Annotated in this window: 14 protein-coding genes; 1 reads left to right on the forward strand and 13 read right to left on the reverse strand. The window is 64.3% G+C overall.

Annotated features, from left to right (window positions below; translation table 11 throughout):
- Positions 1-98: 98 nt before the first annotated feature.
- The 13 genes from HX786_RS15350 to HX786_RS15410 all read right to left on the reverse strand — a co-directional run bounded on the left by HX786_RS15350 (position 99) and on the right by HX786_RS15410 (position 9,104).
- Positions 99-1,145 (reverse strand): EscU/YscU/HrcU family type III secretion system export apparatus switch protein, encoded by a 1,047-nt coding sequence (locus HX786_RS15350; protein ID WP_003208311.1) that lies wholly within the window; start codon positions 1,143-1,145, stop codon positions 99-101.
- A gap of 3 nt (positions 1,146-1,148) precedes the next feature.
- Positions 1,149-1,961: a type III secretion system export apparatus subunit SctT gene (sctT, locus tag HX786_RS15355; RefSeq protein ID WP_178912301.1), complete on the reverse strand. Its 813-nt coding sequence runs from the start codon at positions 1,959-1,961 to the stop codon at positions 1,149-1,151.
- 6 nt (positions 1,962-1,967) lie between these two features.
- Positions 1,968-2,237: a type III secretion system export apparatus subunit SctS gene (gene sctS / locus HX786_RS15360; RefSeq protein ID WP_003208314.1), complete on the reverse strand. Its 270-nt coding sequence runs from the start codon at positions 2,235-2,237 to the stop codon at positions 1,968-1,970.
- 10 nt (positions 2,238-2,247) lie between these two features.
- Entirely contained in the window at positions 2,248-2,901 is a 654-nt protein-coding gene (gene sctR / locus HX786_RS15365; RefSeq protein ID WP_003208316.1) for a type III secretion system export apparatus subunit SctR, read from the reverse strand.
- Positions 2,898-3,899: a type III secretion system cytoplasmic ring protein SctQ gene (sctQ, locus tag HX786_RS15370; protein ID WP_102369489.1), complete on the reverse strand. Its 1,002-nt coding sequence runs from the start codon at positions 3,897-3,899 to the stop codon at positions 2,898-2,900. The genes sctR and sctQ overlap by 4 nt, the downstream gene beginning before the upstream one ends.
- Positions 3,896-4,345 carry a hypothetical protein gene (locus HX786_RS15375; RefSeq protein ID WP_102606212.1) on the reverse strand — a complete coding sequence of 150 codons (450 nt, stop codon included), beginning with the start codon at positions 4,343-4,345 and terminating at the stop codon, positions 3,896-3,898. The genes sctQ and HX786_RS15375 overlap by 4 nt, the downstream gene beginning before the upstream one ends.
- A 192-nt stretch (positions 4,346-4,537) precedes the next feature.
- Positions 4,538-5,860, reverse strand: coding sequence for a FliI/YscN family ATPase (locus HX786_RS15380; RefSeq protein ID WP_102369491.1), 1,323 nt, complete (start codon positions 5,858-5,860; stop codon positions 4,538-4,540).
- Positions 5,857-6,435: a FliH/SctL family protein gene (locus HX786_RS15385; protein WP_008433162.1), complete on the reverse strand. Its 579-nt coding sequence runs from the start codon at positions 6,433-6,435 to the stop codon at positions 5,857-5,859. Before HX786_RS15385 ends, HX786_RS15380 begins: the two co-directional genes overlap by 4 nt.
- Entirely contained in the window at positions 6,428-7,045 is a 618-nt protein-coding gene (locus HX786_RS15390; protein WP_003208324.1) for a hypothetical protein, read from the reverse strand. Before HX786_RS15390 ends, HX786_RS15385 begins: the two co-directional genes overlap by 8 nt.
- Positions 7,042-7,824, reverse strand: coding sequence for a type III secretion system inner membrane ring lipoprotein SctJ (sctJ, locus tag HX786_RS15395; RefSeq protein ID WP_003208326.1), 783 nt, complete (start codon positions 7,822-7,824; stop codon positions 7,042-7,044). Before sctJ ends, HX786_RS15390 begins: the two co-directional genes overlap by 4 nt.
- Positions 7,825-7,828: 4 nt before the next feature.
- Complete coding sequence (locus tag HX786_RS15400) at positions 7,829-8,266, reverse strand: hypothetical protein (protein ID WP_177036589.1); 438 nt, start codon at positions 8,264-8,266, stop codon at positions 7,829-7,831.
- Positions 8,267-8,275: 9 nt separating this feature from the next.
- Positions 8,276-8,506: a hypothetical protein gene (locus HX786_RS15405; protein WP_003208330.1), complete on the reverse strand. Its 231-nt coding sequence runs from the start codon at positions 8,504-8,506 to the stop codon at positions 8,276-8,278.
- Positions 8,507-8,537: 31 nt separating this feature from the next.
- Complete coding sequence (locus tag HX786_RS15410; protein WP_177070347.1) at positions 8,538-9,104, reverse strand: type III secretion protein; 567 nt, start codon at positions 9,102-9,104, stop codon at positions 8,538-8,540.
- Positions 9,105-9,152: 48 nt separating this feature from the next.
- Here HX786_RS15410 and HX786_RS15415 point away from each other — a divergent pair, with 48 nt between their 5' ends.
- Positions 9,153-9,917: a tetratricopeptide repeat protein gene (locus tag HX786_RS15415; RefSeq protein ID WP_008433171.1), complete on the forward strand. Its 765-nt coding sequence runs from the start codon at positions 9,153-9,155 to the stop codon at positions 9,915-9,917.
- Positions 9,918-9,995 lie beyond the last annotated feature (78 nt).

A 9,995-nucleotide genomic window follows, 5' to 3' on the forward strand; every position in this document is an offset into this window, starting at 1 on the left:
GCGAAGGCGGTGGGTCAGTCAACATTTTCAGTGACTGACACACCGCCTTCGCGAGCAAGCCCGCTCCCACATTTTGATCGGTGTTCGGCTCAAGATCGTCAGATCAACCGCGCCGCCACCAACCAGTCCGCCACCGCCTGGAACGAAGCATCCGGCACCGGATCCCCCGGCACCGTCTTGCGCGCAATCGCTTCCGCCAAGCCCTTGTCCGGCGCTTGCGGTATCCCTAAATCAAACGCCTCCTGCAACATCCCCAACGCTTCCTCCGGCGAAGCGCGGCACACCACCACCGGCACCGGCGTTTCACCACGCACATAACGCACGCCTATCACCCAGCCATCGGTGGTGCCGATCATCATCGACGCCCGGCCCAACCCCAGCTTGGTGGCCAGCGCCTGCATCTCCTGGCGCTGGCGTCGCCGTTCGCTCTTGATCAACGGGTCGCCGTCAATGTCCTTGCGCTCGCGCTTGGTCTCGCTGCGGGTCATTTTCATGTCGCGGCCGAACAGCCAGCGTTGCATCAACACATCCACCCCGCCCACCAGGATGAAGGCCGCGAGTACGGTAAACACCAGCGGCTTGAGCACCAGGAAAAATGTCGACTCGATACACCCCGCGCCACACCGCGACGACTCCATCAACGCTTGCAACGCATGCCGCCCCACCACGTAGAACGCCACGGCCAGCACATGCACCTTGATCAGGCCCTTGATGAATTCCACAAAGTTGCGCAGGGCAAACAGCTTCTTGAAGCCTTCCGCCGGGTTGATACGCTTGAACTCCGGCTTGATTGGCTCCACGGAAAACACAAAGCCGCGCATGGTGATGATATTGGTCAGGATCACCACCCCGGTGGTCACCGCCATCACCGGCAGGGTGATGCCGATCACCAGTTGCTCGGCATGGTCCAGCACCCGTGGCCAAACCGTGGCGAAGGGTTCGATGTAGATCTGCGCAGTGAGGTCGATCAGCGCCGTGACCTGGGCCTGGGCCCGGGGCGCGAGGATGGAAATGCACAGGGTGCAGAACAGGATGACCATGCCCGAGACCAAGTCCTGGCTCTTGGCGACCTGGCCTTTCTTTCGTGCGTCCTTGAGTTTTTTATCCGTGGCCGGCTGGGACTTCTCTTCGCTGGTATCGCCCATGCGCTACTCCATGCCCGCCAGGGTTTTCAGCAGCTCCACGGTGCCGCGAAATTCCGCCAACTGGTCCAGCATCAACGGAATCAGGAAGCCGATGTAGATCACCATCAGGATCGAGAAAAACAGGTTTTTCACCGGCAACGACAGGTCGAAAATATGCAGGTTCGGCGCCATCCGCGACAGGTACGCCAGCATCAAATCAGTGACCAGCAGCGAGATGATCAGCGGCGACACCATCAGCACCCCGACGCGCATGATCTGGTCGAGAATCGACAACACCGCCAGCAACGCCGAGCTGGCAAATACCGGTGTAAACGCGGTCACCGGCCACAGCTGGTAGCTGTGGTAATAACCGTCGACCATCAGGATAAAACCGCCGGACATGAAGAACAGCGTGATCAACATCACCGTCAGCAAGGTGGACATCACACTCGACTCCCCGGTGGACAACGGGTCCACCAGTTGCGCCATGGTCGAACCGCGCTGCAGGTCGATCAACTCCCCCGCCACTTCCGCCGCCCAGAACGGAATGCCGAACAACAGGCCGATCAGGATACCGATCAGGAATTCCTTGATCAGCAACCCGGCGATAAACAGGCTGTCGTGGTTGGGCATCGAGGTCATGGCGTCGAACACCGGCATGAACATCGGGATCGAAATCGCCACGGCCACGCAGCCGCGAATCATTCCGGTGAGCCCGAGGCGGTTGAACGCCGGGGTGATCACCACCACGCCCATGGCCCGGCAGGCCGCCAGCGAGGCCGAGCTGATCACCGGGTAGGCGACTTCGAGAAACTGTGCGGTAAGGCTGGCATCCATGGGCGGTCAGCGCGTCCACAAGGGAAAATTGTCCAGCACCTGGCTGCCGAGTTCCGCCACTTGCCCGGCCAGCACCGGGCCGAGAAACACGATAGTCAACAATACCGCCACCAGCTTCACCACCTGGGGCAGGGTCTGGTCCTGGATCTGGGTCAGCGCCTGGAACAGGCCCACGCTCAAACCCACGATGATCGCCACCCCCAGCGCAGGCGCGGAGAGCATCAGCACGGTCATCAGTGCCTGTTTCATCAATGACAGGAAAACGTCCTGGCCCATGGGTCGTGCCTCAGCCGTAACTCAGAATCAAACCGTGCATCAGGCGCGACCAGCCGCTCAATGACACGAACAGGAAGATTTTCAGCGGGATCGAAATCAGGTTCGGCGAGACCATCGACATGCCCATCGCCATCAGCACGTTGGACACCAGCAAGTCCACCACCAGGAACGGGATGTACAGCAGGAACCCGATCTCGAAGGCCCGGGTCAGCTCCGAACTGACAAACGCCGGGATCAGCACCACCAGGTCGTCATCCCGCAGGTCGGCACGGGCTTCCGGCGACCAGATGGTCTCGGTGGCCTGCACAAAAAAGCCGCGCTCGGACTCGTTGGCAAACCGTGCCAGGTGCGCCTGTAGCGGCGGGCGCAAGGCGTCGCCGAGGTCCTTGAGTTGCTCGACGTGCTCGATATTCAGGTCGCGGCCCTCTACCTGGCGGTACATGTCGCCAATCAACGGCGTGGTGACGTACACCGAGAGAATCAGCGCGATGCCGTACAGCACCAGGTTCGGCGGCGTCTGCTGCACGCCCAGGGCGTTGCGGATCAGGAACAGCACCACCGAGATTTTCATGAAGCCGGTGAGGGTCACCACCGCCAACGGGATCAACCCGATGGTGGCAACCACCAGGATGATCTCGATCAGGTTCGGCTGATAACCGGTCATGGGGTGGCGAAACTCAGCAGGCGCACGCCCAGGCCGTCACCGATTTTCACCAGTTGGCCCTGGCCGACGCGACGGCCGTTGACCATCAGGTCGACGCCATCCACGGTCGGCGTATTCAGTTGCAGCAGGCTGCCCGCCCCCAGTTCCCGCAGTTGCGCCAGGGTCAGTTCCAGGCTGCCGACCTGGCACACCAGCTTGAGGGGCAAATCGTCCAGGGCCGCGGCGGCATCGACGTCAGTCATTGTGTTCTCCATGTCCAAAAGGGGCGTGTTCAGAGGTTCCTGCACCTGCAGCGACGAGCCGTCGCGCTGGCAGCGGGCTTGCAGGCGGCCCTCAAGGTCCAGCAGCCAGCCGCTGCCGGGTTCGAGCATCAGCACATCGCCGGGCTGCAGGCTGCGCAGCTCGCCGAGGCTCAACCATTGCCGCCCGGCCACTACCGACAGCGTGTGGCGCAGCGCCGGCAACGGGTCGGCGTCGATCTGGCCGTGCTGCTCCAGCAACTGGCCCACCAGCACTGCAGCGCTTTCACTCAAGTCCAGTTGGGCGGCCATCGGCGGGTTGTTGCCGAAGGTCAATGTCAGTGCCAGATGCACTGCATAAGGCCGCAGGTCGTCACTGGTTTCGAGCAGTTGCACGGGGTGGCCGAGCAACGGTTCGAGGCGCTCGATCAGGTCCAGCACGGCCAGTTCCAGCAGCAGCGAACGCGGTAATGCCGGCAGCACTTGCGCGTCGAACTGCAACGCCAGCGGCACCAGTACTTGTTCCAGGGCGGCAGCCGAGAGTCGCAAGCGCACCGGTGACTGGCCGAGCAACAGCAACACATCCCGGGGTGTTTTCAGCGGCTGGGGATCGGCGGCCCAGGCGACGCTCAGATCCTGCCCGGCGCAGCGGCCCTGCCACGCATGGCGCCGGCGGTGCAATTGGTTATGCAGCGTGAGCAGCGCCGGGTCGTAGTGCTCAAGCCAGGGCGCCAACGGGTCGGCAAGGGCCACGATCATGTGCCGAGTCCTTGTTCTTCACGCAGCTCGCCGGCCACCCGTTCGCTGCTTTCACGCCCGTCCAGCAGGCTTTGCCAGGCATCGGACTGGCGCTGGCGGCTCAGGCGCTCCTGGCGAAACAGCTCACGCTCACGCTCCTGGGTTTGCAGGGTACTGGACACGTGGCTGACGTCGCCTTCAAGCACCTGCTCATCGTCGGCCAAGCCCCGCAGGCGATCCTGGGCGGCCTGCCAACTGGCCACCGACAGGCCTTCGGTGAGGGAGGCGTAAATCTCGCCGGCTTCATGGGCAACGGCCTCACGGTGCAGGCGCAGTTGTTCCTTGGCGTCGGTCAAGGCGCCGCGGGTTTGCGCGCAGCGTTGCTGTTGCGCCGCCAACTGGCTCGCCGCCCGCTGTTCGCGCAGCACCCGCAGGGTTTGCAGGGTGCGGAGTTGTTCAGTCTTCATCGGTTCTTTTCTCCATCGTCATACCAACAGCGCACTCACTGAGTGCATGAAGATCGAATGTGGGAGCTGTCGAGCCCCGGCGAGGCTGCGATAGCGGTGGGTCAGGCAACATTGATGTTGGCTGTGCTGACGCCATCGCAGCCTCGCTGAAGCTCGACAGCTCCCACACTGGAGCTTGCTGCGCTTTCGGGCTCATGCCAGCACCTGGCGCATGCGGATCAAGGTGTGTTCGGGGCTGCTGGGTTCGTCGGCGTTCTGGCGCAGGAAGGCTTCGATTGCCCCATGGCGGGTGATCGCTTCGTCGGCCAGGGGGTCGCTGCCGGCGGAGTACTCGCCGACGCGGATCAGCATTTCGATCTCGCCGTAGCGCGCCATCAATTCACGGATGCGCATCGCCAGGCGCTTGTGTTCGTCACCGGCGACCTGCTCCATCAAGCGGCTGCGGCTGCGCAGCACGTCCACCGCCGGGAAATAGTTGCGCTGCGCCAGTTCGGCGCTGAGGGCGATATGCCCGTCGAGGATCGAACGCGCTTCCTCCGCCACCGGATCGCTGGCGGCGTCGCCTTCGGTGAGCACGGTGTACAGCGCGGTGATGCTGCCGGCAGGGCCCGGGCCGGCGCGCTCGAGCAACTTGGGCAAGGTGGCAAAAAACGACGGCGGATAACCGCGGCGGGTCGGCGGTTCACCCACGGCCAGGCCAATTTCGCGCTGGGCGCGGGCGAACCGCGTGAGGCTGTCCATCAACAGCAGTACATTGCGGCCCTGGTCGCGGTGGTACTCGGCCAGGGTGGTGGCGACAAATGCCGCGCGCACCCGCTCGGCGGCCGGGCGGTCGGAGGTGGCGACGACAGCAACGGTGCGTGCGCGGGCCGTGGCGTCCAGTTGCACGTCCAGCAGTTCGCGCACTTCCCTGCCCCGCTCGCCGATCAAACCGATGACAATCACATCGGCCTCGCTGTTGCGGATGATGCTCGCCAACAAGGAGGATTTGCCCACACCGGGCTCGCCGAAGATGCCCATGCGCTGGCCCTGGGCGAGGGTCAGCAAGCCGTCGATGGAGCGGATGCCCAACGCCATGGAGCGCACGATCAATTGCCGGGAGAACGGGGCCGGTGGCTCGGCATGCAAGGGGTAGGTCTGCAGGTTCAGGGTTGGCGGTACACCGTCACCGTCGAGAAACTCGCCCATGGGGCTGATCACTCGCCCCAATTGCGCATCGCCCACGGCCACACCCAGGCTTTCGCCGGTGGCAGTGATTTGCGTGCGGGTCGACAGGCCTTCCATGGAACCGATGGGCGACAGGATCGCTTCGTCGCCATCAAAACCGATCACTTCGGCGCTGAGGCTGCGACCACTGACCGGGTCGCGCAGGTGGCACAGCTCACCGATGCTCGCGCCCGCCACGCTGGCCCGCAGCAACACCCCGCGAATGCTCAGCACCGTGCCCTGCATCGGACGCAAGCGGGCCTGGGACAGCCGCTCGGTCAGGCGCGGCAGCAGTTGATCGAGGTTCATGCCACGCCCTCTTCGGCAAAGGGCAACAGGCTGCGGCGCAGGCTTTGCAGTTGCGCCTCCAGCCCCAGCTCAACCGAACCCGCCGGGCTGCTCAGGCGGGCCTGGCCGGCGCCCAGTTGCGCATCGGCCTCCACGGCGATGCCGTCCTTGAGCAACTGTGGGCGCAGGGCATTCACTTCGGCGGGCGGCACCCACAACGTCAAGGCCTGGCCCTGGCGAAACGCGCTCAGGGCCTGGCGTGTACAACGCACCACGCGGTCGGTGTCATCCAGTTCGCCGAGTACTTCACGCACGATGCCCAGGGCCAGGTCCGCCAGCGACGCCTCAAGCCCGGCCAGGTAATGCTGGACCTGGGCCTGGGTTTCCAGCAGCAACTGTGCAACCTGTTCGGCACCTTCGCGGCGCGCACTTTCAAAACCCTCGGCGCGGGCGGTGTGCAGCCATTGGTCGCTGTCGGCCTTGATCTGCTCGGCGTGCGCCCTGGCGGCTTGCACAAAGGCAAAGCCATCGGTCCATAACGCCGCTTCATCGGCGCGCAAAATCCGCGCGGCCGGACGGCTGGGTAATTCACTCATGGGCAAGCTCCTCGGCGAGTAACCGGGCGGCGACGGTCTGGACGATCTCCAGGTCGCGGGGCAAGCGCCCGCTGTAGCCCTTGGGTGCGACAAACCGCAGGGGCAGCCAGCCTTGCAACTCGGCAGGCTGGGCTTGCAGCCAGGCGGCGACACAGGTGAGGCCATCGCGGTCGATGGCGTCGATCAACTCGGCGGGCTCGCGCAGCAGGTCGGCCGCGCCGCCCAACTGCCGGTGCGCGAGGGCCAGGGCAAAGGCTTCCTGGCCAAGGCCCTCGCGCAATTCATTGACCACTTCGCGGCGGATCTCCCGGCTCAGGGTCGAGCCATGCCAGATCGCACCACACAGCCTGGGCAGACGCGCAAATTGCGCCGGGCTCAGCAGCAGCACCGGCAAATCAGCGGCGGGCGGCGTGACCAGATGCGCCAGCGGCGCCAGCTGATAATGGCTGGCCAGCAGTTGCTCCAGCCGCGAGCGAAAACGCGGCTGCCCATGCAGGGCTTGCAGCACCTCGACCGGCAGGCCTTCGCCAAAACACTCGCCAAGGCTTTGCTCGCGCACAAACTGCAACGGCTGGGCGATCAGCCCCTGCCAACGCTCAACCAGGCTCATTCACCCTCCTTGAGCACATACAACGCCTGGGCCTGGCGCCGCGCCCATTGCTGGCGGGCCAACACACCACCCGCGCCGAGGGCGAGCAGCAGCAAGCCACCGAACAGCAACCGCGCCTGGTTGAGGTTGTCTTCCAACAGCCACAGGCCCATGAAACGCGCGAGTCGCGGTTGCGCCGGGTTCTGGCTGATGGACACCGCGGCCTTGATCGCGGTCACCGACACACCGTCATAGCTCAGGCCGGAAATGCCGTTGGCAACCAGGGTCTTGATCTGCGGAATCAGCGTGTTGATGTCGGTGCCCGGGTCGTAGCGCACCAGCACCGAGGCCGACGACGGCGAAATCACCCGCTTGAGCAGGTCATTGTCCGGCAGCACCACGTGCACCCGCGCCGAGACGATGCCGTCGATCTGCGACACCGAGTGGGACAGTTCTTCGCTCAAGGCATAGATCATCTGCGCCCGCTCCTGCACCGGCGACGACACCAGGCCATTGCCCTTGAACACCTCGCCCATGTTGGAAAAGCTCTGCTGCGGCAGGCCGGCGTTGTCCAGCAGGGTCATGGCCTCGGCGAAGCGCTGTTCGTCGACCACCACTTTCAACTGGCCGTTGTCCTGCACCTTGCGCGTCGCCGGGATGCCGTCGCGCAGCAGCACCGCGACCATGGCGTTGGCGTCGCGCTCGCTGAGGTTGGTGTAGAGGTCCATGTCGCAGGCCTGCAAGAGGCTGGCGAGCACGCCGATCAGCAGCAGGCGCAGGGCACGATTCGGGCTTGGCATGGCGTTATTGACCCTTGAGCAGCGTGTTGGCGGAACCGGAAATCTGCGTCGCACCGCGCACCACCATCTGGGTTTCGATGGAGTAGTCGAACATCTTGCCCAGTGAATGGACGATCTGGTCGACCTGCTGCTCGGCAACTTTCTTGCCCGGTTCTGCGTTGGGCGAGGCACCCGAGGTGCGGATATCCGCAGCGGCCACTTGCGGCGGCGCCGAGGGGTTATTGGTGAGCAAATCGGCGCGCTCGGAAAAGGTCCGGGAGCGGTCGATAAAACTGTTCAGGCGCTCCATCAGCCCCGAGCCGATCTGATGGGGGCTGGCGCCCTCGGGCATGCCCTTGGCCGTATTGGCCATGTGCTCGAACAGATTCTGCGAGGCCCCGGCGGGCCCCGCGCCGGCGGACGGCGGCAAGGCCGTGGCGCTGGCAGCGAGACTGATGGTCATGGGTGCGCCCTACTCTTCGTCGTCATCGGACATGGCGTCATTCAGCATTTCCTGGGCCTTGGGCATGATGATGAATTGGCCGCCGATGGTGACCGCCTGGGTGATCAGGGCATCGGTGAATTCGGCGTCGGTCATCTCCGGTTTATCGGCGCTCTTGGCGTTGTCCACCGCGGCGTTGAACTTGGCTTCAGGGCTGGCGCCACCGGGGGCGAGGTTGCTGTCTACGGCGGTTACGGACATGGTCATGCTCCTTTACTGGGGTTGGGGTGAATCAAGGGGTTTCAGTGCTCACCTGGGCGCCGCGAAACACCCGCACGCCGTGCTCGCGCGCCACAACAGGCGCGGCGGCCTTGGGCTGCAGGTGATCCACATGCTGCTGGACCAGCGCCAGGTACGGCGGCGGCCCGGAGACGAAGACTTCATCGCCCTCGGGGCCGTTACGCATCGATAACTGCTGGCCGAACACATCGAGGTTGTTCAGATAGGCCTGCAACTGATCCAGGTTCAGGGCGCTGGCCTTGAACAGCCTGGTGGTGATTTCATCGCTGGCATTGAGGTACAGCAGGTTGCCGTCGAAATACCAGGTCAGGCCATTGGTGCTGCACAGCGTCTGCAAAAACTCCCCGGCGGTGGCTGCACGCACGGTGCTGCGGGCCTTGCCGCGGACCTTGTCGGAGAGCACCAGCGGGATATCGAGGTTGTGGCCGAACTCTTCGAGGGCGGCGCGCACGTCCTGGTCCACCAGCACATAGGCGTAGGGTTTGGCGAACCATTCGGGCTCTTCGTCGGCGTGGGCGATCGAGGCACCCAACAGCACCGACAGACATAGGAGCGCCATGGAAAATATGCTTACATGACGTCCGCCTTCGCCCAACGAGTTGTGACGATGACCAAACACTTTTTGCTTGCCGGCAGCCTGTTGCTGGCTGCCTGTTCCAATACTGCGCCGAGCGATTCCGACCGCTCGCTGAAGCTGGCCGACGACCTGAACAAACGCGGCGACTACGCCAGCGCGGCGGCGCTGTACGAACGTGCGGCCCAGCAACCGGGCGCAAGCATCGACTTGTGGCTCAAACTCGGCCAGGCACGGCTCGACGGCAACGACGCGGTCGGTGCCGAGCGCGCCTTCCAACAGGCCCTCGGCCTTCAAGCCCACAACGCCGACGCCCTGCTGGGACTGGGCACCGCGCAACTGCGCCTTGGCAAAAGCCAACGCGCCGTGACCGCCCTGGGCCAGGCCGCCGAGGCCAGCCAGTCGCCGGTCGCCTACACCCGACTGGGCATTGCCCAGGTGTTGAACGGCCAGGCCGTCGCGGCACAAACCGCGTTCGCCAAAAGCCTGGGCCTGCAACCCGACGACCTCGACAGCCGCTGCAACCTGGCCCTGGCCTACGCCCTTGGCGGCCAGGCGCAGCAGGCCTTGGACACCATCGCCCCCGTCACCCAATCGCCCCGCGCGTTGCCACGGCATCAGCGTAATGAGTTGTTGGTGCTGGTGTTGGCGGGTTACGAACAACGGGTGGCCAGCTTGCCGCTGGACGATATTCCGGCCGCTGAGCGCGCACGTCTGATCACCGAAGCCAACCGCATCAAAGCCATCAGCGATCCGATTGCGCAAGCGCGGGAATTGGGGCTGGTGGATACGCACTAAATCCAACTGCTTTTGATCTTGCTGTTGCCCTGCTTTTGACGTTGCTTTTGATCTATCAGGCCCCGTTAAACCACGCTG

Source organism: Pseudomonas sp. 21615526, assembly GCF_013386245.1.
Taxonomy (GTDB): Bacteria; Pseudomonadota; Gammaproteobacteria; order Pseudomonadales; family Pseudomonadaceae; genus Aquipseudomonas.